Genomic DNA, 24026 nt, shown 5'->3' with positions numbered 1-24026 from the left:
GAAAACCGGAAGAATCTCCATCAGAACCTCAGGAGCAGGCAGCGGCACGGACAGCAGCATAGATAACCAAACAGACAATAGGACTCAGAAACAGCTAAATAAGCCGCCTTCGCAACAACCGGAACAGGGGAAGCAGCAACAAACCGCGGCTTTGCATAATCCAGGTCAAACCCAAGAGCACCCTGCGGCGGATTTTCACAATTCAAGCCGGGATCCCCAGGATATTCCCCAGGAAGAAAAGCTGAACGCCGTTTACCGGCTTACCGCCGGGTTGGCCCGGCAGATGGAGAAGTCGCGGATCGCCGAGTACACGGAGCTGCTGAATTCCCCGTGGCGGCTCATATGGCTGAATGTCATGTCGGGGACGGCGCGCGGTTTGGGGATTGCGCTGGGCTTTACTTTTTTTGCCGCAACAATTATTTATGTGCTTCAGGTACTGGGGGCGCTCAATCTGCCGATCATCGGAGATTACATTGCGGATATTGTGCGGATCGTGCAGCATCAGCTGGAACTGAAGACCTTCTAAGGAAAAAGAGCAGCCCTCCGGCTACTCCTTTTCTTTTTTGCTTAACGGGTCGAGCAGATGGCTTCCTTCCCCGCTGTCCATATAATGGCGGTAGCTTGAGCCTTTAATAACTGTCACATGGTTGCCGCCGATATCGGTGGCGATAAAGTTTTCCCAAGGCTCCACGAAGCCTTCCGTTTCGTCTGCCTCAATCTCCATATCATTATAAGAAGAGATGTTATTGTCCCCGGCCATGGCAGGAGAATTGGAGCTGCCCCAGCTTTCAACAATCTGCCAGGCATCCTCGCCGTCGAAACCGTTCTGGTCCTCGCGTTCGTCCAGACTGGTGCGTCCAAAGGGCGGGGACAGCAGCTCCTCTTCCACTGGACGCGTGAATGGGGCGTTTTGCCTGGGATTGTGCTCTTTGCAGTACCTTGTGGAGGGAATGGCGGACAAGCGCTCATACGGAATGGGCTGGCCGCTGGCAAGGCAAATGCCGTAGGTTCCCTCATCCATAGCCTGCAAGGCAGCTGCGATATTATCCAGCTCGTGCTCATCCCGTTCCAGCAGGGAAATATCCATTGAGCGGTTGTACAGCTCCGTGGCGGCATCTCCGGGATGGTTGTCGATTTCGGACAGCTCTCCGGTGGTGTCCCGCATGGCGTCCTGCAGTCCGTAGTGTTCATTGTTCTTCAGCCTGTGGGTGATTTCCTGTTGCTGCTGCAGCAGGGCTGCACGCAGGCCGGAGACCTGCTCTGGTGTCAGATGGTTCATAGGAGGTTGCTCCTTTCAATTGCTTAAGGCAGATGTCCGCTTTGTACGGGCAGTACGCCGCCCCGTTCTGTTAGCTTGACCGGGGAAGTCTTTTTTTAGCGCTGGAAAATAGTCCCCTCCGCGCATTCCTTGTGTACCGGCGCAATAGACGGGTTCTTGAGGCCTGTGCTACAATATACAAGTCTTTATACAGTATTCGTACCGCTGTCAGCGGGAAAAATAAGAACGGAGTGACAACTTCTGTGGTGTACTATCTGATAGCGCTTATCGTCTTTTTGGTGGACCAGGGCACCAAGTATTTGATTGCTACCCGGCTGGAGCTCGCGGAGCAGATTCCGGTCATCAAGGATTTCTTCATTATCACCTCCCACCGCAACCGGGGAGCCGCTTTCGGTATTCTTCAGGGCCAGCAGTGGTTCTTTATCCTGATTACCGTTATAGTTGTTGCTGGCATCGTCTGGTATTTGAACAAGGCCAGGGCGTCCCGGAGGCTGCTGCCCACCGCCCTTGCGCTGGTGCTTGGCGGAGCCGTAGGCAATTTTCTGGACCGGCTGCTGAACGGCGAGGTTGTGGACTTCCTGATGTTCAACTTCGGCAGCTATACCTTTCCGATTTTTAATGTGGCCGATTCATGCATTGTCATTGGTGTGGCGCTGATCATTCTGGATACGCTGCGTGATGTGAAGGGCGGAGAAGAGATCACGGAGGTTAAGGAATCCAAGGAAATCAAGGAAGGGAATGAATGAGTTGAACAAGGACGTCAATGAGCAGGCGGCACACGGCGTCTTCGAAGAGGACAAGGACGTCACCGGATGGACTGTTGCCGGAGAGAATGCCCGGGAGCGGATTGATAAATATATTACGGAGTCATGGGAAGATGAGGTGTCGCGCTCCCAGGTGCAGCTGTGGATCAGCGGCGGACATGTAACCGTGAACGGCGCTCCGGTCAAGGCCAACTACAAGCTGGCCGAAGGCGATGCGGTTGCGGTTACCGTGCCGGAAGCCGAAGCTGCGGACCTGCTTGCGGAGGATATTCCGCTTGAAGTTGTGTATGAAGACAGCGACGTTATTGTTGTGAATAAGCCGCGGGGAATGGTTGTGCATCCGGCAGCAGGCCACCCGTCCGGCACGCTGGTCAATGCGCTGATGCATCACTGCAAGGACCTGCCCGGCATTAACGGCGAGATTCGTCCGGGCATTGTGCACCGCATTGACAAGGATACCTCCGGACTGATTATGGCAGCCAAAAATGACGCCAGTCATGCCTCGCTCTCCGCCCAGCTCAAGGAGCACAGCGTAACCCGCCGTTACATAGCTGTGGTGCACGGCAATCTGTCCCATGATCAGGGGACGGTGGATGCGCCCATTGGACGTGATCCGCATGACCGCAAGCTCTATACCGTAACGGAGAAGAACAGCAAACGCTCCGTGACCCATTTTACCGTGCTGGAGCGTCTCGGTGACTGTACACTGCTGGAGCTGCAGCTGGAGACGGGGCGCACCCATCAGATCCGTGTGCATATGAAGTTTATCGGGCATCCGCTGGTTGGCGATCCCATCTATGGACGCAGTAAAGGGACTACGATGAACGGACAGGCCTTGCATGCCGCCGTTCTGGGATTTGTGCATCCATCCACTGGTGCATATATGGAGTATAGTGCGCCTATTCCGGCGGATATGGAGGACCTGCTGTTTACGCTGCGCAGCAGATAAGTGCAAATCAACTGATTATAAATCCATGGTTTTGAGAGCGGCTTTGCGTCATATTTATATCATGGGAATAAAAAAATGCCAGGAGATGAGACGAAGATTATGAGTATTGAACAATATCAGGAAACTTTTATTCAGACTAATTTTGCGGACCGCATCGGCGGCGCGAACTACGGCAAGGATACAGCCATCTACAAATTTGAGAAAATCAAACGCGCCAAAGCCTCGGCGAAACAGGATTTTCCGAATATTGAGCTTATTGATATGGGCGTCGGCGAACCGGACGAAATGGCGGACGAAGGCATTGTCGCCAAACTTGCTGCCGAAGCAGCCAAGGAAGAAAACCGCGGATATTCCGACAACGGGATTCCTGAATTCAAGGTGGCAGCCGCTGCATACCTGAAGGAAGTTTTCAGCGTGGACGGCATTGACCCGGTAACCGAGGTTGTGCACTCTATTGGCTCGAAGCCGGCACTGGCGATGCTGCCATCCTGCTTCATCAATCCGGGTGACATTACGATCATGACCGTTCCGGGCTATCCGGTGCTGGGCACCCACACCAAATATCTGGGTGGACAAGTGTTCACTGTGGAGCTGAAGAAGGAGAACAACTTCCTGCCTGATCTGAACTCCATTCCGGAAGAGGTTGCCCGCAAGGCGAAGCTGATCTATCTGAACTATCCGAACAATCCGACGGGGGCAAGCGCAACTCCGGAATTTTTCAGCGAGGTTGTGGCCTGGGCGAAGAAATATGATGTGGTTGTCGTTCATGATGCCCCATACTCCGCACTGACCTATGACGGTTTGAAGCCGCTCAGCTTCCTGTCCGTGCCCGGTGCCAAGGACGTCGGCGTAGAGCTGCACTCCTTGTCGAAGTCCTACAACATGACAGGCTGGAGAATCGGGTTCGTAGCCGGCAATCCGCTGGTCGTCAAAGCGTTCAGCGATGTGAAGGACAACAATGATTCCGGCCAGTTCATCGCCATTCAAAAGGCTGCTGCCTACGGCCTGGCGCATCCGGAAATTACCGAAGCGATTGCTGCCAAGTATTCCCGCCGACACAACATGCTGGTGGATGCGCTGAACAGCCTGGGCTTCTCGGCAGAGAAGCCCAAGGGCTCTTTCTTCCTGTACGTGGCTGCTCCAAAGGGCATCAAGGGAGGACGCCGCTTCGAATCCGGTGAGGACTTCTCGCAGTTCCTGATCCGCGAGAAGCTGATCTCCACCGTGCCTTGGGATGATGCCGGCCCATTCGTGCGCTTCTCCGTCACCTTCATCGCCAAAGGCGAGGAAGAGGAGAAACGCGTAATCTCCGAAATTCAAAGACGCCTCAGCGATGTTGAATTCGAATTCTGATTTGCTTAGCGTCTGGAAGCCGCCGCAGAGAAATCTGCGGCGGTTTTTTTCAAAAGATAAGAATTTATAGGTTTCACGCTATAAATTAACCTTATCTTTCTCGCTGAAACGGATACCGTCCTTATAAGGACGGCGAAGCCGTTTCCACTTGCGCAGGGTATACGTAGGCTCTTGGAGCGGCCGCTCCGCGAACGGAGCGTTGTCCGGGTCGCTGTGCTCTACGGATTTAATTCATTCCCCTTAGCGGTGAAAATCCGGAGACCCAGGCGGCCGCTGCCGCTGTTTAAGAAACTTAATTTAGCCTGAATTGAACCGGCGAACCTGAACAAGCTGATGGACGCAAGGAGGTTCATAGGGAAGGGAAGCGAAGTGTAAAAAGTAACACTAATGGGCTGGAATTCCGGCTTTAACGGGCTTTAGCGGGATTTTGCACACTTCATGGAGGCCCGCTTCCCCCATACGGATGATTTCATCCGAATTAGTTGTACTTTTTCCCACTAGGGATGATCCAGTCTCCGAAGGCGGTGGATTAGTGATCCTTTTTACCACTAAAATGGCTGCTCTTTGGATGAATGGTTCAAGTTCATCTTAATGTAGGCGTATCCTCGGTAAGGGAGAGAAACGGATCAATTAGGTCTCCTTGTCCCCACTAACGCAAGTGAAAAAGCGGCTGGGGGAAAATGAAGTGACCGTTTCCACTTGGCTTCCCGCCGGGTACCCGTCCCCTATTTGACACCCGCCGCAACATCTGTCATAATTCTTGTAGTTGAATATGCGCCTTTAATTCAGTCCCGTGAGGCTGGCAAGGTAACGTGAATCGAGGTTCGCGACATTTGTGAGAAGAAATCCGTATGTCTACGGAGGGCTTTTCTATGCGCGCGGACACGCCATCTTTTGAATCTGCGGATTTCACTCCTTGCCTGCTTTGGGCAAGGAGTTTTTTGTTTAAATATAAGGATTTATATGCTTTGCTCCATACATTCCTCCTTATATTTCTCGCGGAAGCCATACCGTCCCTTTAGGAGGACGGAAACGCTGCTTCTGCTTGTCCGGGGAACTTGAACAGGCGATCAAGCAGGAGGCTGGCAGGGATGATGGTTACCGAGAAAAATGTGATTATGGACGAAACGGCAATCCGCCGGGCGCTGTCACGCATTGCCCATGAGATTTTGGAGAAGAACAAGGGAATCGAGAATTGCCTGCTGGTTGGCATCCGCACACGCGGGGTATATCTTGCGCAGCGGATCGCGGAACGCATCAAGGAGATTGAAGGGGTTGATATTCCTTACGGCGAGCTGGACATCACGCATTACCGGGATGACCGTGCAGGCGGCGGTGACAACCGCGAAGCTATGGACCGCACGGTGGTGAACAGCAACCTTACCCTGCCGGCCGGCTGCAGCGGCATCCATGACAAGAAAGTGGTTTTGTTCGATGATGTGCTGTACACCGGCCGCACGATCCGGGCTGCGATGGACGCGCTGATGGACTGCGGACGGCCGCGGATGATTCAGCTGGCTGTGCTGGCGGACCGCGGACACCGTGAGCTTCCCATCCGGCCGGACTATACCGGCAAAAACGTACCCACCTCCAGGCATGAGCAGATTGAAGTGGCGCTGACTGAATTCGATGGCAAGGATGAGGTTTACATTATTTCCAACCGGGAGGAACGATGACAATGATGACAGCAACCAAGGTGAAGGAACGCAGTCTGCTGGGGATTAAGGAGCTGGACCGGACAGAGATCATGCAGCTGTTGAACAGAACGGCGTACTGGGACAGTCAGGCCGAGAAGCTGACACCGGTGCTGAAATCGCATTTTGTGGCCAATATGTTTTTTGAGAACAGCACTCGTACCCGGTTTTCCTTCGAAATGGCAGAGAAACGTCTGGGTGTCCAGGTGCTGAATTTCACGGCTGCGGCTTCCAGTGTAGAAAAAGGTGAATCGATCTACGATACCGTGCGCACGCTGGAATCCATGGGAATCGATGCCGGAGTTGTGCGCCTGAAGCCTGCCGGAGTGCTGCAGCAGCTGGCGGAGAAGGTCTCCATCCCGCTGATCAATGCGGGCGACGGCAATAACGAGCACCCGACTCAGGCGCTGCTGGATCTGTATACGATGAGCAAAAATTTTGGTGAGCTGAAGGGCCTTAAAGTTTCGATTATCGGGGATATTATGCATAGCCGGGTAGCGCGCTCGAACCTCTGGGGACTGACAAAGATGGGCGCCACGGTCCGGTTCTGCGCACCGGACAGCATGAAGGCCCCCGAGCTTGCCGAGTATGCGCCTTATGTCAGCATGGAGGAAGCTCTGAAGGCGGATGTGGTGATGATGCTGCGTGTGCAGCTGGAGCGCCATGCCTCGGGCATTCTGCAGTCGGCGGAAGAATACCGCAAGCAGTACGGACTTACGGAAGAGCGTGCCGCCAAGCTGGACAAGGGTACAATCATTATGCACCCTGCACCGGTGAACCGGAACGTCGAAATTGACGATGCAGTGGTGGAGAGCGACAAGTCGCGGATTTTCCCGCAGATGGCGAATGGCGTGCCGGTACGCATGGCTGTAATGGAACGGGCCATCCTCTAAAAAGCCTGACATAATCTCGTTAATAAATATACACAAAGATGAATTTTTATTATATAATAACTACAGAGCTCGCGGCTGCGGCCTGCGGGTAGAAGGAGAATCATAACCGTGATCATCAAGAACGCCAGTGTACTGAATGAGGAAGGCGTGCTAGAGCGCAAACATATCGTAGTGCAGGATGGAATCATTACAGCAATCAAGAGCGGGAACGGGGCAGTGGACGAAGCCGGGGAAATCATTGAAGCGGAAGGCAAGCTGCTGATTCCGGGGCTGATCGATATGCACGTGCATCTGCGTGAGCCGGGTTTTGAGCATAAGGAAACGATAGAGACCGGAGCACGTTCGGCAGCCAAGGGCGGATTCACCACCATCGCCTGCATGCCGAATACCCGTCCGGTAACGGACAGTCCGGAAATCGTGCAGTTCGTGAAGGATAAAGCGGGTGAAGCCGGACTGGTGAAGGTGCTGCCTTATGCGGCGATTACGAAGAATGAGCTTGGACGCGAGCTGACTGATTTTGCCGCCTTGAAAGAGGCTGGAGCGATTGGCTTCACGGATGACGGAGTGGGCGTACAGAGCGCCCAGATGATGAAGGATGCGATGAAAATCGCGGCAGGGCTGGATATGCCGGTCATTGCCCATTGCGAGGACAACTCGCTGGTTGAAGGCTGCGCGGTAGCCGAAGGGACTTTTGCCGGCAAGTACGGCTTGAAGGGGATTCCGAATGAGTCGGAGGCCATACATGTCGGACGTGATATTCTGCTTGCTGAAGCAACGGGAGTGCACTATCATGTCTGCCATGTCAGCACAGAGCAATCCGTGCGGCTGATCCGCCAGGCCAAGGCAATCGGCATTAAGGTGACTGCTGAGGTATGTCCGCATCATCTCCTGCTCTCGGAAGAAGATATTCCGGGCATGGACGCCAATTGGAAAATGAACCCGCCGTTGCGCTCGCGCCGTGATGTGGAAGCCTGCATCGCCGGTCTGCTGGACGGCACGCTTGATATTATCGTCACCGACCATGCGCCGCACAGCGAAGAAGAGAAGGCCAAAGGCATGCAGCTTGCACCATTCGGCATCGTTGGCTTTGAGACAGCGTTCCCGCTGCTGTATACGGCTTTTGTGGCCACTGGTAAATGGGACCTGTCACTGCTGGTACAGCGCATGACGGCTGACCCGGCCCGGGTCTTCCGGTTGAACACAGGCAGCCTCTCGGTTGGTCTGCCAGCGGATTTGACACTGGTTGATCTTACGGAAGAAAAAGAAGTTGATCCCGCTTCGTTTGCCAGCAAAGGACGCAACACTCCTTTTGCCGGATGGAAGCTTAAAGGCTGGCCGGTAAAGACATGGGTAGACGGCACAGCCGTATGGACTGAAGAATAACGGACGGACTGGTAGAGCGAAGCTGCCGGCTGTATGGGGGCAGGCCTTAACATACGGCGGCATTTTCGCGCGCTTGCTCCGGAAATCCAGGCAAGACATAAGAATCAGACTACAGAAACAAGAAGGAGTGGAAGGGAATGCAGGCGAGATTGCTGCTTCAGGACGGAACGCTGTTCACAGGCACCGCGTTTGGCGCGGAAGGCGAGAAAACGGGCGAGGTTGTTTTTAATACAGGGATTACAGGTTATCAGGAGGTGCTGTCGGACCCTTCCTACTGCGGGCAGATCGTTACAATGACTTATCCGCTGATCGGAAACTACGGCATTACCCGCGATGATTTCGAATCTGTGCGTCCATTCGTGCACGGCTTTGTCGTGCGCCGCCATGAGACGGTGCCAAGCAACTGGCGCGCCGAATACAGCGTTGACGACTTGCTGAAGGAATATGGCATTCCCGGAATCAGTGAGATCGATACGCGGATGCTGACCCGCATTATCCGCCACTACGGCACGATGAAGGCGATCCTTACCACCTCCAATAAGCGTGTAGAGGAACTCATGGAAATGATGGGCGGCACCTCCATCGAAGAACTGCGCAACCAGGTTGCCCGCACCTCTACCACTAAGACCTACAGCAGCCCCGGCAACAAAGAGCGGATCGTGCTTGTAGACTACGGAGCGAAGACCGGTATTCTGCGGGAATTGAACAGCCGCGGCTGTGATGTGGTTGTCGTGCCGCATGATGTGACCGCAGATGAAATCCGCCGCCTGAATCCGGATGGCATCCAGCTCTCCAACGGCCCCGGGGACCCGAAGGATGTGCCTTATGCGGTCAAGACGATCTCCGAGCTGCTCGGGGAATACCCGATTTTCGGCATCTGCCTGGGTCATCAGCTGTTTGCACTGGCCTGCGGCGCGGATACAGAGAAGCTGAAGTTCGGCCACCGCGGCGGCAACCATCCGGTAAAAGAGCTGGAAAGCGGACGCTGCTTCATCACCTCCCAGAACCATGGCTACACGGTTAACGAGGAATCGGTGCGGAGTACCGAGCTTGCAGTTACGCACATCAACAACAACGATAAGACCGTCGAAGGACTGAAGCATACCCGCTATCCCGCATTTTCGGTGCAATATCATCCGGAAGCGGCGCCGGGACCGCATGACAGCAGCTATCTGTTCGACCGTTTCCTGCAAATGATCGCCGATCACAAGGCCAAGACACCGGCAGGCTCGCGCCAGGCTCAGCTTGCGGCCAATGCCAGAATCACGGCATCGAATACTCCAGCACCCCAGCTTGAAGCCGTGAAAGGAGCTCTATAACATGCCCAAGAACGATAAGCTTAAGAAAATCCTCGTCATCGGCTCGGGACCGATTGTTATCGGCCAAGCCGCTGAATTTGACTATGCGGGAACCCAGGCCTGCCAGGCCCTGAAAGAAGAAGGCGTGGAGGTTGTGCTGATCAACAGCAACCCGGCTACGATCATGACCGATACGAATATGGCCGACAAGGTCTACATTGAACCCATTACCCTTGAATTTGTTACCGCGATTATCCGCCAGGAGCGTCCGGACGGCCTGCTGCCGACGCTGGGCGGGCAGACCGGTCTGAATATGGCTGTGGAGCTGGCCCGTGCCGGCGTGCTCCAGTCGGAGAATGTGAAGCTGCTGGGTACCCAGCTGGAATCGATTGAGAAGGCTGAGGACCGCGATTTGTTCCGTGACCTCATGCGCGAGCTGGAGCAGCCGGTACCGGAAAGCTCGATTATTACGAGTGTGGAGGAAGCCATGGGCTTCGCAGCCGGAATCGGCTATCCGCTGATCGTCCGTCCGGCCTATACGCTGGGCGGAACCGGCGGCGGGATTTGCGACAACGAAGAAGAACTGCGCGAAACGGTGAAGGCCGGTATCCGCTACAGCCCGATCGGCCAATGTCTGGTGGAGAAAAGCATCGCCGGGATGAAGGAAGTTGAATATGAGGTGATGCGGGACGCAAACGACAACTGTATCGTGGTCTGCAACATGGAGAACTTTGATCCGGTTGGCGTACATACAGGCGACAGTATCGTTGTGGCTCCAAGCCAGACCTTGTCGGACCGTGAGTACCAAATGCTGCGCAGCGCTTCACTGAAGATCATCCGTGCGCTGAACATTGAAGGCGGCTGCAACGTGCAGTTCGCGCTTGATCCGCAGAGCTATCAATACTATGTCATTGAAGTCAATCCGCGCGTCAGCCGTTCCTCGGCGCTGGCGTCGAAGGCTACCGGTTACCCGATTGCCAAGATGGCGGCCAAAATCGCCCTCGGCTATACGCTCGATGAAATCGTCAATCCGGTTACCGGCCAGACCTATGCCTGCTTCGAGCCGACACTGGACTATATCGTCAGCAAAATTCCGCGCTGGCCGTTCGACAAGTTCATCTACGCGAACCGCAAGCTGGGCACGCAGATGAAAGCTACCGGCGAGGTGATGGCGATTGGCCGTACCTTTGAAGAGTCGATTCACAAGGCGGTCCGTTCCCTGGAAATCGGTGTCCACCGTTTCCGTCTGCCGGGTGCGGAGAAGCTGGAGGACAGCGTGCTGAGAGGCAGGCTCGCAAAAGCTGACGATGAGCGCCTGTTCCTGATTGCCGAGGCGTTCCGCCGCGGTTACGGCCTGCAGGAGATTCAGGATATAACAAGTGTGGACTGGTGGTTCCTCTCCAAGATCGAAGGCCTGGTGAATTTCGAAGACGAGATCCGCAGTGAAGAAATCCTCTCTCCGGAAATTCTGTACCAAGCCAAACGCAAGGGCTTTACAGACCGGGCGATTGCCGAAATCCGTGCGGAAGGACGTCCGGGCGGAGAGCAGACGAAGGAATCCGAGGTTCGCGTGATGCGTCTGCAGCAAGGGCTGGTTCCGGTGTTCAAAATGGTTGATACCTGCGCGGCTGAATTCGAAGCCTCTACGCCTTACTACTACTCGACCTACGAGACAGAGAATGAGGTCATTCATTCCGACAAGCAGAAGGTGATTGTGCTCGGTTCGGGTCCAATCCGTATCGGCCAAGGCATTGAGTTCGACTATTCTACGGTTCATGCGGTTTGGGCGATCCAAAAAGCCGGTTATGAGGCCGTCATTATCAACAACAATCCTGAGACCGTGTCAACGGATTTCAATACCTCTGACCGGCTGTATTTTGAGCCGCTGTTCTTCGAGGATGTTATGAACGTTATTGCACAGGAAAATCCAATCGGCGTCATTGTGCAGTTTGGCGGCCAGACGGCCATTAATCTGGCAGCACCACTGGCCGCTGCCGGTGTGAATATTCTGGGCACCAGCCTGGACAGCATCGATGAAGCTGAGGACCGCAAGAAATTCGAAGCCCTGCTGGCCCGTCTGGATATCGCCCAACCGAAGGGCAAGACGGTTATCAACATCGGTGAAGCTGTAGAAACCGCGCAATCGCTCGGTTATCCGGTCCTCGTTCGTCCTTCCTACGTGCTGGGCGGCCGTGCCATGGAGATTGTCTACAACGATACGGAGCTGCTGAGCTATATGGTTGAAGCGGTGAAGGTCAATCCGGAGCATCCGGTTCTGATCGACCGCTACATGCTCGGCAAGGAGGTGGAGGTAGATGCCATCTGCGACGGTGAGACTGTGGTTATCCCGGGGATCATGGAGCATGTTGAACGTGCAGGGGTTCACTCCGGCGACTCCATTGCCGTATATCCTCCGCAGTATCTGGATGAAGGCTTGAAGCAGAAGATTGCCGAGATCACGATCAAGATTGCCAAGGAGCTGAAGACCATCGGGCTGGTAAACATCCAATTCGTCATCTATCAGAATGAGGTATATGTCATTGAGGTCAACCCGCGCTCCTCGCGTACGGTTCCTTTCCTCAGCAAGGTAACGGGTATTCCCATGGCGAATCTGGCCACCAAAATCATCCTCGGCGGCAAGCTGAAGAATGACGGTTATACAGAAGGCCTGTGGCCGGAAAGCGACTATGTCTCGGTAAAAGTGCCGGTGTTCTCCTTTGCGAAGCTGCGCAGGGTAGAGCCTACGCTCGGACCGGAAATGAAATCGACCGGCGAGGTTATGGGCCGCGACAGGCTGTACGCCAAGGCCCTGTACAAAGGGCTGATCGGAGCAGGCATGAAGATTCCGGCAACCGGAGCCATCATTGTAACCGTAGCGGACAAGGACAAGGAAGAAGCGGTAGAGCTGATGAAGGGCTTCCACGCCATGGGCTATAAGATTATCGCCACCGGCGGCACGGCGCTTGCGCTTGAACAAGCGGGTCTGAACGTGATGAATGTCAACAAGCTGGATGAAGGGGAGCCGACCATTCTTGATCTGATCCGCGGCGGTCAAGCGAACTTCGTCTTCAATACCCTGACCAAAGGCAAGACACCGGAGCGTGACGGCTTCCGCATCCGCCGCGAAGCGGTGGAAAACGGCGTCGTATGCATGACTTCGCTCGATACGGTGACTGCGCTGCTCAGAATGCTGCAGACCATCAATTTCTCTTCTCAGTCGATGCCTGCTTTTGTCGGACAATAATCTAAGGATGAACAAGGCTGCCTTTCGGCGGCACAGGGACGGTTTGCGTTAGCGCAGACCGTTCCGCTGCGCCCGGGGCTAATTAACCCCATAACCGGATGCCTGTGCATGAACTAAGCGGATTGGCATTCGGAATAGACCGCGCGGTTAACTGTACGGGATAGGAGCGTTGACTATGACAAAGGGAGAGGATCGGCCAATGGAGCGGATGATTGCGCAGCACGGGCATGAGACAATTGGACAAGTCGGGAAGCGTGAGGAAATGGCGGGACGGCTGATGGTCCCCCTCGACTATTCGGATGTGACACAGGCGAGACTTATGATTGAGAAGCTGGATGGCATTCCATGCTATATGAAGGTGGGCATGCAGCTGTTTTATGCGGCCGGTCCGGACTTTATCAAAGAGCTGAAGGCGCGCGGCTACTCCGTATTCCTGGATGTCAAAATGCATGATATTCCGAATACGGTGCGCGGCGGTGCGGAAAGCCTGACCATGCTGGGAGTGGATATGTTCAACGTGCATGCAGCGGGGGGAACGGCCATGATGGCTGCTGCGCTGGAAGGCGCAGCGAAGGCGGCCAGCCTGCATCCTTCGCAGCATATTCCGCTCATTATCGCGGTAACCCAGCTTACGAGCACCAATCAGGAGATGATGAACAGCGAGATCGGCATTACCGGCACGGTAACGGATGCCGTTGTGCATTACGCCAAGCTTGCGGCCGCAGCCGGTCTGCATGGTGTGGTGGCTTCACCGCAGGAGGCAGCGGTCATTGCCGCTGCCTGCGGACCGGAGTTCGTTACTGTGACGCCGGGCATCCGGCCGGCCGGGGCCTCCCTGGATGACCAGTCCCGGGTCATGACACCTGGACAAGCGATTCGTCAGGGCAGCCACTTTCTGGTGGTCGGACGCCCGATTACAGCTGCGGCGGACCCTCGCCAGGCAGCACTTAACATTATTGAGGAGATGAGCCAAGCATGAGCCCATTATTGAATAAGAGTGAACAAGTTGCCCGTTACCTGCTGAAGATCGGCGCGGTGGCGCTGCGTCCGCAGGACCCTTTTACCTGGACCTCCGGCATTAAATCGCCCATCTATTGCGACAACCGCCTGACGCTGTCCTTCCCGGAAGTACGGGGCTATATTGCCGACGCCTTCGTTGAAACAATTGCCGGTACCTATCCGGATGCCGAGGTCATTGCAGGCACAGCCACTGCGGGCATTCCGCATGCAGCCTGGGTAGCAGACAAGCTGAATCTGCCGATGGCCTATATCCGTGACAAAGCCAAAGGCCACGGCAAGCAGAACCAGATCGAAGGCCTGATCTCCCCCGGCCAGAAGGTCATTGTAATCGAAGACCTCATCTCCACCGGGGGCAGCTCCATCAAGGCGGCACAGGCCGTCCAGGAAGCGGGAGGCATTCCGCTGGTTGTACTGGCCATCTTCAGCTACGAGCTGGACCGGGCCGCCGAAGCGTTTGCAGCGGCAGGCGTGCCGCTGCAAACCCTGTCCAGCTACTCTACCCTGATTGATGTCGCGCTGGCGCAGGGAACCATCGCAGCTACCGATGTGGAGCTGCTGCAATCGTGGCGCAAGGCTCCTGCATCATTTGGCGTGTAAGTCCTGGTAAATGCAAATTGACATCAATGCCTGTCCTGCGCAGTTCAAGACAGATTCACCCTTTCATGCAGAAAGCCCTCACTTAGGCGTGGGGGCTTTCTGCATGAAATGAACAAAAATCCGGAAGCCTGCTGTTTCCAGAAAAGTACAGATTGCGAATGGAAAACCGGCAGGCCAGTACAGAAATTGGCAGCCTCTCCCCCGCATCTCCGCCAAAGATTTCTTACAAAATTGGGCATGATAATTTCAGACCGGAATGACATCATTGGCGGAAAGGAGAAGAAGGCACGATGAATTGGATATACTTCGCAAAGCTGTTCAGGACGAGATTTCAGGCAGGCTGCTTGGCCAAAAGGCTGGAGCAGGATGGCTGGATTTACGGCTATCATGATCCGCAGTTTGTGGAGATTTATCGCTCCCGCAAAGGCCGTTACGGCGTACGCTTCCTGCCCTGATTCCCTTAAGCAAAATCATCCTTGACTTTAGACCCGGATATGATGTATATTATCTATTGTCGCTGTTTGAATATGTTTACTGACGCGGGGTGGAGCAGCCCGGTAGCTCGTCGGGCTCATAACCCGAAGGCCGCAGGTTCAAATCCTGCCCCCGCAATTTGTTTTCCAGACAGCCCTTGTATATACGGAATCCCAGATCCGGGCCCTTAGCTCAGTTGGTTAGAGCGGTCGGCTCATAACCGATTGGTCACAGGTTCGAGTCCTGTAGGGCCCACTTCACTGAACCCCTTGCCTAGCAAGGGGTTTTTATTACGACACTCACCTCTATTATCCACTTAAGCCGCTGTATGGGTTATTCAACCATTCCCGGCAACGGCAATTCCGCTGAAGGATCTGGCTCCCAGAGTCGCTGTTCTAATCGCCGATGCTATAATGGTATACTGAATTTGACCGGTGAGCACATCGCTGGAAGGCGGGAAATCAACGGCGGTTATTCCTACCATTTCGTATTGTGTTGCTGTATTATTGATGTTTCCCGGGTACGTTGTACTGAAGATTAATGTACCATTGCGGTAGATAGTAAAAGTAACATCATTTTGAACTATAACGCTGACATCAACACTGAGCCTGACATAAGCATTTAATGTGACCCTTACCAAGCTTGCATTTGCAGGTGCAACATTTAAGGTTTGAAGTCCAATATCCCCGAAAACCGCACCTGAACGGACCAAATTAATACCTGATGCATCCGTAGCGCTGTCCTGTGAAATACGCATGTCGAGAAACTGAATACTCATCTTGCCCACCTAACCTCTCATAGTAGATTCTATATTTTATGAGAGGCAAAGTAGAATGTCTGTGCTTTTGGGTCCAAAACGGTTTATTTCTAATTTCACTTCTATATATATGTTATTAAAAGTGTATGGTTATGGAGGGGGCTTGGTTCGAAACAACCCTTTCAGCAATTTACAGATCAGACTTCAATTCCGATGTCCAGCAGCTGCATCTTGACAGGCACCACCTGCTTGATGTGGTCCAGCTCAGCCCGAAGGTTGTGATCAAGCTTTTCCGTTTCCAGCACCAGTTCGGGCTGTATGGAGATTGTCTGCAAGAGCTCCAGCAGAATAGCAAGTCCTTTCTCACCGAAATTCCGAATCCTTCTCAGTTCTCCGATTGTGGCATTCTGTACTGAATCTATGGAAGAATAATTGTTTTCGTGGAGTGTATTGAGGATTCGGGACAGGCTTTTGTCGTAGGGGGACAATGCAGCAACGCGAAGAAAATAAATGGGGAATGGATAAAAAACAGTGGCGATAGGAATATAAAACAGCAAAGGAACATCTTGGGGCATGGTTATTTTCAAATGCATTCATCTCCTGATCTAGTTGTTGGTGGAATATATAATTACATAAAGTGCATAAATACGTAATATATTTTTCTGTTTTCACATTTATAATTCTATTTACACGGATATACACTTATGAAAACAGAATTTTTGTTAGAAAATATGACGAACTATGAACAAAAGGATGATCAGCTTGTTTTTTGCTGGGAGTTTGCGTGATATGAGGAGGAGGAATTTTGAACGACCAAGAGGAGAAGCTTAGAGAGCTGGAACGCCGCATAGCTGTTCTGGAGAACTATTCAAGACCTTCGAATCCCGGCAAAAAATTAATATGGGCTATGCTGGGGATTATATTGGCTCTGTTTCTTGTGATGTTTGCCATCGGCGTTATTCAATTTGTAAGCAACGGTTGACGGTTATGTACGGTTCCTTCGTGACAAGATTCAGCCTTTCTTCAGCCTGATTTCATATGCATTTAAGCTTAAGGGATTATATTAATAGCATATTCCCCTGATTAATATACTTGGACCCTGCCGATACCGGCGGGGTCGCTTTTTTGAAAGATAGGAATTTATATGTTTTGGGGTCCCCGCAAAGTACCTGAGTTATCATCGAAGCCAAGGCCCCACTTTGTGGGGTTATTTTGTTAACCGGGGAGGATTAAGATACGTATAGTACAAGTCATTAATCTTCTTGCGGCTCCTGCAGTAAAATGGAAAAGGTCTGGGTTTCATGATCTACTTCAATGGCTTCGATGCCGACAAAATCCGGAATTTCGGGGTGTACTGCGTCCACGCTGTAATCCGGATGGGTCAACAATAGCTGGATAACTTGAATGGCTTCCATACCGTTCCCCCTTACGGGTAAATTTCAGCTTCTGTCTAGAGGTTCTTATGTGTATGTCTATATTATCTCCGCTGCTTTTAACGAATATGTCTGCGGTTTAAATTTCTGTCCCCGTTCCTTTCCATAACAGCGATTAACTGACCTTGGAACACACGGCGCTGGATTTGATCGATCCGCTGTAAAGCAAGCTCGCCGGGGACCTGAAAAGCTGCGGCGAGCTCATGAATTGCATCCTCTCGCAGCTCGGGCAAGTCCATTCTGGAAATCATGGAGTAAGGCATTGCCGCATACAGAATAAAGCGTTCCGATTCATCCCTCTCCGCTTGGGTGTAATGCTCCGGCATCAGTGTATGGCTGCCGGCGTGACGGAGCAGGTGGCAGAGCTCATGCAGAAATTCAAGGCGCTGCAGCTCTGCAGGAAGACGGCTGTCGATGAACATGGTGTACATACCGGCTGAGGCCTCTATCCCCTTGCTTCTTACATCCAGATAATGAACCCAGATATTCAGGCGTTCGGCTACGTGCCCGATCGATATTTGTTCCGGCTTCCGTATCTCCAGCCGTTCGTACAAATCCTCTGTCCACTTCTCCAGAGCGGTCATTTGATAATAAGAATGCATGCGATTCACCTCGGATAAGATCGTATGTTCGTATTTGTCGCCAAAAGAAAAGCCCAAAGGGCCTGGTTATACACGAACCTGTGTTCTTATGTCTAAGCATAAAACAATCAAACCGTAATATCAAGTGTTTTTCCAAGTTGGTGAGCGCCCTTCACAAATTCGCAGACCTTTAGGTGAACGGTTATATCTTTACCCATTGGCCCATACAGCACTATGGACTTTCACATATCCTGTGCTGTAGTCATTATTTCTAAGGAGGAATTAACTATGGGAGCAGAATATGGTTGCGGTTATGGCGTCGGCGGAGTGAATCAGGGGCCTCCGGTAGTTGGGCCGGTTGTCAGCCCTTGGACTTCAACAGGAGCGATCCTGGTACTGTTCATTTTGCTGGTCATTATCACCAGAGCCTGTCTATTTTAGAACCTCAGTTAACGTATGCTGCCCTGTCAGGCTTCAATGCCGGATAGGGCTATTTCTTTTTCCTCCGGGTGGAAGGACCGATTTGGCGTTTGATTTTACCGGTGACCGGATCCGTTTCAATGATATACAGTTCCTTGACAGTTGCTGAAAGCGCGAACCATTCCTTTACCGCTTCGTCCTCAGACATGGGGCCATACAGCTTTTTTCCCCGATAACAGATATAGAACACCCTGGCACTCCGTTTGTGAAATAATATTCCACTCAATTCTACGCCTTCTGCGCGGATTATTGCATAAAGAACGTTTGTTTGCATATAATACATACACATGTTCCCCTGCGTGCCAGAGCTAATTTGTGAAGCTGCCCCAACGCCAATCCCTCTACGGCTGGCATAGTACTCTGTGCTCAGCTTTTTCATTATTGCGCACAACAGGTCAGCCCGCTTGCTGAACCTTGCAGGTATTGTTCCTCCAGCTGACGCTTTTTATACAGCCGGTCCGGGAAGAGCGACTAATCAACTGACTATTTGAACATAAATTCTACCCGGGTGCCGTCGGGCAGCTCCTCCAGCTGATTGCCTACCCAGCTTCCGGCCCCGCGGTTATCGCTTGGCGTTATGTATTGGATATCGGCTCCGCGGCCGCCTTCCTCGCACATGGCCATGGGCCATTCGTCGCGGTCGTAGCCTTTTTTGGTGGGAACCCCCCGCAGAGATTCTTTGCGGTTCTCGTCAGCGAGCTGCCGATTGATGGTGCAGACTGCCGACTCTCCGCTGCGGATAGCCTCCTTGATATGCCCGGCTGTCTCCGGGAAGCGGTCACTCGGGAATTCCAGCCGGACAATGCCGGTGTCTCCTGTAGACGGCCGGGTGCCGGGCAGTCCGCCGTTCTCCTCTAACCAGTAAGCGGCAACCAAGAGCAGCACGGAGATGATGAGACTTGGGAGGAATTTCTTGGACTTCATTTTGCTGCCCCCTAAAAGTTTTGTGAGCCTAGGCCTCTGTGAACTGCTTGGTACAAAACTTGCTCCGGAAGCATACGCCTAAGTTTTGTGAGCCTAGGCCTCTGTGAACTGCTTCGTACAAAACTTGCTCCGGAAGCATATGCTTAAGTTTTGTGAGCCTAGGCATCCGTAAGCATAGATTTAATCAGTATAGCTTAAAAATAGTAACGTTTAGTATACCAAATTGGTAAAAAGGTACAGGAGGGACGTTTGGAATTTTATGTATTGTATTGTCGATTCGCCGTGCTCTTGTCCATGATCTCTCCATACTATGTACAAAAGTATATAAAGGATGGTGGGACAGATGGAACAGCGTTTTCTCCGGGATTTACTGGACTCCGCATCACGGCTGGTGGGCGATGTGCAATGGCAGGCAGCCTTCCGCAATGTGCTGATGTCTCCGGCAGATGCGGCGCTTGCCTCTCCGGCGCTTAAGCTGCTGAACATATTGTACCGGCTGCAGGGGCAAGGGATTATCAGCGGGCAGCATAATTATTTGGAGAGCCCGGACGAATTCAGCGGCAAGCTGAAGGCGACCAGCGGCCAATATGCCGCGCTTCACGGCTATGAACTGGGAGCGGTCGAGAACCAGACGGTGCAGCTGATTGACAGCCAGCGCCAGGCGGTGGTGAACAGCGCGATCCGCTGGCATGAGGCGGGCGGCATCGTAACGATGAGCTATCATGCCAATTTGCCGGGGACGGCGCCGGCGTGGTCGAATGTTTCGATGAGCCTCAGCGAAGCGGATTTTGCCAAATATATAACGCCCGGAACTACACAGTACAGCGCGCTTATCGCGGATCTGGACAAGACGGCCCAGTCTTTGAAGAAGCTGAGCGATGCCGGTGTGCCAGTGCTCTGGCGCCCGTATCATGAGATGAATGGCGGCTGGTTCTGGTGGGGGCAGAAGAAAGCGTTCAGCCAGCTGTGGAACATTATGTTCCAACGGTACACCTCTTATCACCAGCTGCATAACCTGCTCTGGGTATGGAGCCCCAATGCCAAAAATCAGTGGTGCGATGAACCGGCGGATTATTATCCGGGCAGCGGCAGCGTGGATGTGCTGGCCCTGGATATCTATGAAGCGGATTTCAAAGACAGCCACCATGATGCGCTGTGGGAGCTTGGTCGCGGCAAGCTGATTGCGGTTGGCGAGAACGGGGAGCTGCCGTCACCGGAGGTGCTGGCCAAGACCCAGAATAAATGGTCCTACCAGATGAGCTGGGGCAAGCTGCTGTATGAGAAGAACAGCGATGCGGTCATCAAGGCTTTTATGAACGATTCGTTTGTGCTCACCAGGGATGAATATGCGGCGAAGGCAGTGCAGTATGCCTCTATGCCTGAAGCTGCACCGATGCCGGGCCTGTATGGACAATATTATAGCAACGCAACGCTCAGCGGCACACCGGCGCATACCCGCACCGATGCCAATATTAACTTTGTCTGGCGGCAGGCGGCTCCGGTTCCGGCACTCCCGGCCGATTTTTTCTCGGTACGCTGGAGCGGCAGATTTAGCCCGGCCTACACGGAGAGCTATACCCTGTATACTTCCTCGGACGATGGCATAAGGGTATGGGTTGACGGAGTGCTGGTGATTGACAGCTGGATAAAGCAGAGCGGGCAGGAACGGCAGGGAAGTGTGAATCTGATTGCCGGGAAGCTGCATGAGCTGAAGGTGGAGTATTATGAAAATCAGGGGGATGCGCGCGCGGTGCTGATGTGGGAAAGCCCCAGCCAGGCGAAGGGCGTAATTCCGGCCGGGGCGTTCTATCTTCCTTAAGCCCTGACTGCGAAGGCTCTAGATTTGTTCGCGGTAGCTGATATTGTTGGCGGTTTTTTCATCGCGCACGGCTTGGCGTAGAATATCCTTTACACTCTGAGCCTTGCGGATTTTGCGGAAAAGCAGCTGCGGCGACGAAGCGTCATCCGAAAATACCGTAAGGGTCCCAATTCCCAGAATACGCTGCGGAATGGACTGGGCCACGGAGAAATCATTGACCCGCAGCAGCTCGATTTCCTCGATATTTTTGCCGATCAGCCCGGTCTTGACCATAATCCGCTGGCTGGTGATGATGTACTTGGTTGTGTTAAGACCTACGATGCCCTTGAGGCGGTCGGAGATGCCGGCCGGCTTGCCCTGCCACAATTCAGCCTCAGGTCCTGAGCCTGAGCGGGGTGCTGCTCCAACTGGTGGACGTTGTGCCGGTGCAGCGCTGTCCCCGGCCGTGCTTGCGCCGCATTCTCCGCAAAATTTGGCTCCTTGCTTGTATTCCGCGCCACAGGTTGTGCAGTAAGGCATGAGCTATCTTCCTCTCTTTGGTTCATATTGAAATTATTATAGTATATCAAAAGTATATCAAAGATTTCCAGTCACTACTGGGGGTCTTTTTGTGTCCGCTTGCCTAAATACGCGTTATCCCTGTCAAATGTTTCATTCCTGTTTTTTTTACATTATTTTCAGTTGCACTTTACAAAACTCCCTATTATTCTTTTAAGTGGAGGGATTTAAATATGAGACAAGCCTTACTGGCAGCGTTACTGATGATGGCCGTTGTTATGAGCGCCTGCAGCAATAATAGCGCGGAGCCTGTTTCCCATGAAGACGTACAGGAGACTGTACAAAGCTTTTATAATGAAATGACAAAATTTGATGAATTGGGCAGATCCTCATTGGAGAACTTCAACACGACCCTGACCTCGTACTCTACAGGACAAGCGAGTGGCAAGGAGCTGGAGAAGGCTGTGAATGAGTTTCAGAACACAGCTTCCGATATCGCCGATGAGGTTAAGGCTGTGAAAATATCCAAAAGCCTGCCCGAAGACATCCAGAAGCTGCTGAGAGATTCGGTCATTGCCTTCCAAAGTGCATATTCGATCAAGGAGAAGGCCTCGAAGAGCGCGGTGTCCCCGGATGTTACAGCCGAGGAGTTCAATGACATGAACCAACAGGCCGATGTGGCAATGCTGTATGGCATCTCCAAGCTGAATGAAGCGAGAGTGGCCGCAGGACTGATCGAACCGGAAAGCGACGCGGCCAATACGCTGTCCGGTACTGAGAGCGGAGGAACTGCTGCAGGGACTGGCACTACTACAGACAGCGGAACCGGAACAGACACCCGAGCAAACACAGGCAATACAGATACGCAGGTAAACACCCAGACTGATAAGGGAGCTACGGTAACTGACGTCAAGTAGAGGGAAGCTGCTGAAAGGCGCTGCACAGCGGATACTGTGGGCGCCTTTTTTCGTTGCTGTTGGAACGTGTTGCTGGTCCTTTGGTGCAAGCCGAGGGTACGGAGCCGCTGTCATTATTTTCTGATTGATTAAAAAGCGGAAATGCGCATATAATACAAACATACGTTCGCTTTGTGCGGAGCGCAATCACTGAGATAAGTCATTCACTGGAGGGGGAACGGCAATGGGCAAGAAGCTCGATGGAAACGGACTGGGGGAGAGCAGCCGGATGCTGCTGCCGGAGCACGCGAGCCGGATTCGAAGAGAGGAATGGGAGACGCTGCGTCGCGGCAAGCCGGTTCTGGATGAACAGAAGCTGAAGGAAATCGAATGCACGCTGGCGCTGTCATTGCGGAGCCATGTCCGGGTAACGGTAGTTTTGTGTGATCCTTTGGAGAATAAGCTGTTAAGCGGCTTTGTGACCTCCATTCACACCCACACGCGGGAGTTCAAGCTGCAGTGGGCGGAGGAATGGAAGTGGGTTAATGTCGGCGATATTGTGGAGGCTTACATCGTCTGAGGTCTATCTATTATTTTTCAGGCGCTTGGGCTTCTGTTCTCTCATAGGCAATCAGGGTGACGGGTTTGTTGCCGTTTATCTGAGCAATGGCGGCTTCCGCCCGCCGGATGATCTCCACCGCGTCCTCCTGATCTTCAAACGCCGCTACCTTGTAGCTGTCACTGTGAATTTCCACTTTGTCTTCCCACCTTTCGCTTATATAGTGGCCTGTTTATCCGGAAAACATCCAGGCCGATTTGTTAATGCGGCTGCGGACATTGTAGGGATCTATCCGGCTGGATGGCAGTAAATGCACCTTATATATTCAGGTAGCTCAGGCCCCGGGGTGTCCGGGGTCTTTTCTTTTGCGAATAAGGGTGAAAGCGTACAAGCAACAGTGAAATAGAGGGCATTTACTATACCAAGGGGTGATTAGATGCTGACTTTGGATCAGGTGAAAAGTAAATCGGCAGCCCGGCTCGGCGGCCTTCATCCCGTCCTGCTGGCGGCTGCGAATGTCTTGATACAGCGAAGCTACGCGAGAGGCGTACCGATTGTCATTACCCAGGGTATGCGCACTATAGCTGAGCAGAATGCGCTGTACGCGCAGGGAAGAACCCAAAAGGGCAGTATTGTAACCAACGCGCGGGGAGGCAGCAGCTACCATAATTATGGGCTGGCGGTGGATTTTGCGCTGCTGCTGCCTGACGGCCGGAACGTCTCCTGGGATATGAAGAGGGACGGCGACGGCGATAAAGCGGCAGACTGGCAGGAAGTGGTGCAGGAAGCGAAAAAGCTGGGATTCGAATGGGGCGGTGACTGGACTTCGTTTAAGGATTATTCCCACTTGCAGATGGCTTTTGGACTGACCATTGCGCAGCTGAAGGCAGGCCGGCGTCCGGCCGCGCAGCAAGTAAAAGATGCCTTGAGCCGGATCAACGGAGGTGAGAATAAGGTGAACAAGGATGTGGAGGTCACGGTTACCCTGAACGGAGTGAAGCTCACAGCCGGGGTGCTGGATAACGGAACCACCTATGCTCCTGTGCGGGCTTTGGCTGAAGCGCTTGGCGCCAAGGTAACGTATGATCCTGACACTAAGACGGTGAATGTGGAGACTGCATAAATTTTCTT

27 protein-coding genes and 2 tRNA genes are annotated in these 24026 nt (G+C 53.1%); 20 read left to right on the top strand and 9 right to left on the bottom strand.

Annotated elements, in window-relative coordinates:
- Positions 1-223 precede the first annotated feature (223 nt).
- Positions 224-526 carry a DUF5665 domain-containing protein gene (locus HYD27_RS01485; protein WP_309242001.1) on the top strand — a complete coding sequence of 101 codons (303 nt, stop codon included), beginning with the start codon at positions 224-226 and terminating at the stop codon, positions 524-526.
- 21 nt (positions 527-547) lie between these two features.
- Here HYD27_RS01485 and HYD27_RS01480 read toward each other — a convergent pair whose 3' ends face one another.
- Positions 548-1279, bottom strand: coding sequence for a TraR/DksA C4-type zinc finger protein (locus HYD27_RS01480; RefSeq protein ID WP_219210603.1), 732 nt, complete (start codon positions 1277-1279; stop codon positions 548-550).
- Between the two features lie 242 nt (positions 1280-1521).
- Here HYD27_RS01480 and lspA point away from each other — a divergent pair, with 242 nt between their 5' ends.
- From lspA to HYD27_RS01415, 13 genes are all read left to right on the top strand, one after another.
- A complete protein-coding gene (lspA, locus tag HYD27_RS01475) occupies positions 1522-2025 on the top strand; it encodes a signal peptidase II (protein ID WP_219211097.1) in 504 nt (167 codons plus the stop codon).
- Positions 2018-2992, top strand: coding sequence for an RluA family pseudouridine synthase (locus HYD27_RS01470; protein ID WP_219210602.1), 975 nt, complete (start codon positions 2018-2020; stop codon positions 2990-2992). The genes lspA and HYD27_RS01470 overlap by 8 nt, the downstream gene beginning before the upstream one ends.
- 99 nt (positions 2993-3091) lie before the next feature.
- Positions 3092-4345, top strand: coding sequence for an LL-diaminopimelate aminotransferase (locus HYD27_RS01465; RefSeq protein WP_219210601.1), 1254 nt, complete (start codon positions 3092-3094; stop codon positions 4343-4345).
- Between the two features lie 1094 nt (positions 4346-5439).
- Complete coding sequence (pyrR, locus tag HYD27_RS01460; protein ID WP_219211095.1) at positions 5440-6021, top strand: bifunctional pyr operon transcriptional regulator/uracil phosphoribosyltransferase PyrR; 582 nt, start codon at positions 5440-5442, stop codon at positions 6019-6021.
- Positions 6022-6023: 2 nt separating this feature from the next.
- Positions 6024-6932, top strand: coding sequence for an aspartate carbamoyltransferase catalytic subunit (locus HYD27_RS01455; RefSeq protein ID WP_219210592.1), 909 nt, complete (start codon positions 6024-6026; stop codon positions 6930-6932).
- 102 nt (positions 6933-7034) lie between these two features.
- Complete coding sequence (locus HYD27_RS01450; protein WP_219211093.1) at positions 7035-8315, top strand: dihydroorotase; 1281 nt, start codon at positions 7035-7037, stop codon at positions 8313-8315.
- Between the two features lie 137 nt (positions 8316-8452).
- A complete protein-coding gene (gene carA / locus HYD27_RS01445) occupies positions 8453-9634 on the top strand; it encodes a glutamine-hydrolyzing carbamoyl-phosphate synthase small subunit (RefSeq protein WP_219210590.1) in 1182 nt (393 codons plus the stop codon).
- A gap of 1 nt (position 9635) precedes the next feature.
- The gene (carB, locus tag HYD27_RS01440; protein WP_219210587.1) at positions 9636-12857 is read left to right on the top strand and encodes a carbamoyl-phosphate synthase large subunit; all 3222 of its coding nucleotides are present in this window, start codon (positions 9636-9638) and stop codon (positions 12855-12857) included.
- A gap of 199 nt (positions 12858-13056) precedes the next feature.
- On the top strand, positions 13057-13836 hold the full coding sequence (gene pyrF, locus HYD27_RS01435) for an orotidine-5'-phosphate decarboxylase (protein ID WP_375373885.1): 780 nt from the start codon (positions 13057-13059) through the stop codon (positions 13834-13836).
- Positions 13833-14474 (top strand): orotate phosphoribosyltransferase, encoded by a 642-nt coding sequence (gene pyrE, locus HYD27_RS01430; RefSeq protein WP_219210584.1) that lies wholly within the window; start codon positions 13833-13835, stop codon positions 14472-14474. Before pyrF ends, pyrE begins: the two co-directional genes overlap by 4 nt.
- A gap of 290 nt (positions 14475-14764) precedes the next feature.
- Positions 14765-14929 (top strand): hypothetical protein, encoded by a 165-nt coding sequence (locus tag HYD27_RS01425; RefSeq protein WP_167336667.1) that lies wholly within the window; start codon positions 14765-14767, stop codon positions 14927-14929.
- Between the two features lie 83 nt (positions 14930-15012).
- Positions 15013-15086 (top strand) — tRNA-Met (locus HYD27_RS01420).
- A 43-nt stretch (positions 15087-15129) separates the two neighbouring features.
- Positions 15130-15203: transfer RNA gene (locus tag HYD27_RS01415), tRNA-Ile, on the top strand.
- Between the two features lie 82 nt (positions 15204-15285).
- Here the strand turns inward: HYD27_RS01415 and HYD27_RS01410 are convergent.
- Positions 15286-15726, bottom strand: coding sequence for a hypothetical protein (locus tag HYD27_RS01410; RefSeq protein WP_219210582.1), 441 nt, complete (start codon positions 15724-15726; stop codon positions 15286-15288).
- Positions 15727-15902: 176 nt separating this feature from the next.
- On the bottom strand, positions 15903-16292 hold the full coding sequence (locus tag HYD27_RS01405) for a hypothetical protein (protein WP_219210580.1): 390 nt from the start codon (positions 16290-16292) through the stop codon (positions 15903-15905).
- A 218-nt stretch (positions 16293-16510) separates the two neighbouring features.
- Between HYD27_RS01405 and HYD27_RS01400 the strand changes: the two genes are divergently transcribed.
- Positions 16511-16687 (top strand): hypothetical protein, encoded by a 177-nt coding sequence (locus HYD27_RS01400; RefSeq protein ID WP_219210578.1) that lies wholly within the window; start codon positions 16511-16513, stop codon positions 16685-16687.
- Positions 16688-16958: 271 nt separating this feature from the next.
- Here the strand turns inward: HYD27_RS01400 and HYD27_RS01395 are convergent, their stop codons facing one another.
- Positions 16959-17120: a hypothetical protein gene (locus tag HYD27_RS01395; RefSeq protein ID WP_157764363.1), complete on the bottom strand. Its 162-nt coding sequence runs from the start codon at positions 17118-17120 to the stop codon at positions 16959-16961.
- Positions 17121-17197: 77 nt separating this feature from the next.
- On the bottom strand, positions 17198-17740 hold the full coding sequence (locus tag HYD27_RS01390; protein ID WP_219210576.1) for an ImmA/IrrE family metallo-endopeptidase: 543 nt from the start codon (positions 17738-17740) through the stop codon (positions 17198-17200).
- 267 nt (positions 17741-18007) lie between these two features.
- Between HYD27_RS01390 and HYD27_RS01385 the strand changes: the two genes are divergently transcribed.
- Entirely contained in the window at positions 18008-18160 is a 153-nt protein-coding gene (locus tag HYD27_RS01385) for a hypothetical protein (protein ID WP_220101455.1), read from the top strand.
- 49 nt (positions 18161-18209) lie between these two features.
- Here HYD27_RS01385 and HYD27_RS01380 read toward each other — a convergent pair whose 3' ends face one another.
- Together HYD27_RS01380 and HYD27_RS01375 are read right to left on the bottom strand one after the other, a co-directional pair.
- On the bottom strand, positions 18210-18482 hold the full coding sequence (locus HYD27_RS01380; RefSeq protein WP_219210573.1) for a hypothetical protein: 273 nt from the start codon (positions 18480-18482) through the stop codon (positions 18210-18212).
- Between the two features lie 200 nt (positions 18483-18682).
- Entirely contained in the window at positions 18683-19123 is a 441-nt protein-coding gene (locus tag HYD27_RS01375; RefSeq protein WP_219210570.1) for a NucA/NucB deoxyribonuclease domain-containing protein, read from the bottom strand.
- Positions 19124-19466: 343 nt separating this feature from the next.
- Here HYD27_RS01375 and HYD27_RS01370 point away from each other — a divergent pair, with 343 nt between their 5' ends.
- Positions 19467-20942 carry a glycosyl hydrolase gene (locus HYD27_RS01370; RefSeq protein ID WP_219210568.1) on the top strand — a complete coding sequence of 492 codons (1476 nt, stop codon included), beginning with the start codon at positions 19467-19469 and terminating at the stop codon, positions 20940-20942.
- An 18-nt stretch (positions 20943-20960) separates the two neighbouring features.
- Here HYD27_RS01370 and HYD27_RS01365 read toward each other — a convergent pair whose 3' ends face one another.
- Positions 20961-21461, bottom strand: a complete 501-nt coding sequence (locus tag HYD27_RS01365; RefSeq protein WP_219210565.1) for a PH domain-containing protein — start codon at positions 21459-21461, stop codon at positions 20961-20963.
- Positions 21462-21673: 212 nt separating this feature from the next.
- Here HYD27_RS01365 and HYD27_RS01360 point away from each other — a divergent pair, with 212 nt between their 5' ends.
- The gene (locus HYD27_RS01360; RefSeq protein ID WP_219210564.1) at positions 21674-22357 is read left to right on the top strand and encodes a hypothetical protein; all 684 of its coding nucleotides are present in this window, start codon (positions 21674-21676) and stop codon (positions 22355-22357) included.
- 223 nt (positions 22358-22580) lie between these two features.
- Entirely contained in the window at positions 22581-22916 is a 336-nt protein-coding gene (locus HYD27_RS01355) for a YolD-like family protein (RefSeq protein WP_219210562.1), read from the top strand.
- Between the two features lie 10 nt (positions 22917-22926).
- Here the strand turns inward: HYD27_RS01355 and HYD27_RS01350 are convergent, their stop codons facing one another.
- Positions 22927-23091 (bottom strand): hypothetical protein, encoded by a 165-nt coding sequence (locus tag HYD27_RS01350; protein WP_219210559.1) that lies wholly within the window; start codon positions 23089-23091, stop codon positions 22927-22929.
- Positions 23092-23331: 240 nt separating this feature from the next.
- Here HYD27_RS01350 and HYD27_RS01345 point away from each other — a divergent pair, with 240 nt between their 5' ends.
- Positions 23332-24018: a M15 family metallopeptidase gene (locus HYD27_RS01345; RefSeq protein WP_219210557.1), complete on the top strand. Its 687-nt coding sequence runs from the start codon at positions 23332-23334 to the stop codon at positions 24016-24018.
- The last annotated feature ends 8 nt before the right edge of the window (positions 24019-24026 follow it).

The sequence above is a fragment of the Paenibacillus sp. S150 genome, assembly GCF_019352175.1.
Lineage (GTDB): Bacteria > Bacillota > Bacilli > Paenibacillales > Paenibacillaceae > Paenibacillus_AQ.
This window is presented reverse-complemented; position numbering and strand designations above follow the sequence as displayed.

Excerpts from the sequence above, each read along its gene's own strand:
- HYD27_RS01480 (WP_219210603.1), bottom strand. The coding sequence starts at position 1,279 with ATGAACCATCTGACACCAGAGCAGGTCTCCGGCCTGCGTGCAGCCCTG.
- HYD27_RS01470 (WP_219210602.1), top strand. The coding sequence starts at position 2,018 with ATGAATGAGTTGAACAAGGACGTCAATGAGCAGGCGGCACACGGCGTC.
- HYD27_RS01465 (WP_219210601.1), top strand. The coding sequence starts at position 3,092 with ATGAGTATTGAACAATATCAGGAAACTTTTATTCAGACTAATTTTGCG.
- pyrR (WP_219211095.1), top strand. The coding sequence starts at position 5,440 with ATGGTTACCGAGAAAAATGTGATTATGGACGAAACGGCAATCCGCCGG.
- HYD27_RS01455 (WP_219210592.1), top strand. The coding sequence starts at position 6,024 with ATGATGACAGCAACCAAGGTGAAGGAACGCAGTCTGCTGGGGATTAAG.
- carA (WP_219210590.1), top strand. The coding sequence starts at position 8,453 with ATGCAGGCGAGATTGCTGCTTCAGGACGGAACGCTGTTCACAGGCACC.
- carB (WP_219210587.1), top strand. The coding sequence starts at position 9,636 with ATGCCCAAGAACGATAAGCTTAAGAAAATCCTCGTCATCGGCTCGGGA.
- pyrF (WP_375373885.1), top strand. The coding sequence starts at position 13,057 with ATGGAGCGGATGATTGCGCAGCACGGGCATGAGACAATTGGACAAGTC.
- pyrE (WP_219210584.1), top strand. The coding sequence starts at position 13,833 with ATGAGCCCATTATTGAATAAGAGTGAACAAGTTGCCCGTTACCTGCTG.
- HYD27_RS01425 (WP_167336667.1), top strand. The coding sequence starts at position 14,765 with ATGAATTGGATATACTTCGCAAAGCTGTTCAGGACGAGATTTCAGGCA.
- HYD27_RS01410 (WP_219210582.1), bottom strand. The coding sequence starts at position 15,726 with ATGAGTATTCAGTTTCTCGACATGCGTATTTCACAGGACAGCGCTACG.
- HYD27_RS01395 (WP_157764363.1), bottom strand. The coding sequence starts at position 17,120 with ATGGAAGCCATTCAAGTTATCCAGCTATTGTTGACCCATCCGGATTAC.
- HYD27_RS01390 (WP_219210576.1), bottom strand. The coding sequence starts at position 17,740 with ATGCATTCTTATTATCAAATGACCGCTCTGGAGAAGTGGACAGAGGAT.
- HYD27_RS01385 (WP_220101455.1), top strand. The coding sequence starts at position 18,008 with ATGGGAGCAGAATATGGTTGCGGTTATGGCGTCGGCGGAGTGAATCAG.
- HYD27_RS01380 (WP_219210573.1), bottom strand. The coding sequence starts at position 18,482 with ATGTATTATATGCAAACAAACGTTCTTTATGCAATAATCCGCGCAGAA.
- HYD27_RS01375 (WP_219210570.1), bottom strand. The coding sequence starts at position 19,123 with ATGAAGTCCAAGAAATTCCTCCCAAGTCTCATCATCTCCGTGCTGCTC.
- HYD27_RS01370 (WP_219210568.1), top strand. The coding sequence starts at position 19,467 with ATGGAACAGCGTTTTCTCCGGGATTTACTGGACTCCGCATCACGGCTG.
- HYD27_RS01365 (WP_219210565.1), bottom strand. The coding sequence starts at position 21,461 with ATGCCTTACTGCACAACCTGTGGCGCGGAATACAAGCAAGGAGCCAAA.
- HYD27_RS01360 (WP_219210564.1), top strand. The coding sequence starts at position 21,674 with ATGAGACAAGCCTTACTGGCAGCGTTACTGATGATGGCCGTTGTTATG.
- HYD27_RS01355 (WP_219210562.1), top strand. The coding sequence starts at position 22,581 with ATGGGCAAGAAGCTCGATGGAAACGGACTGGGGGAGAGCAGCCGGATG.
- HYD27_RS01345 (WP_219210557.1), top strand. The coding sequence starts at position 23,332 with ATGCTGACTTTGGATCAGGTGAAAAGTAAATCGGCAGCCCGGCTCGGC.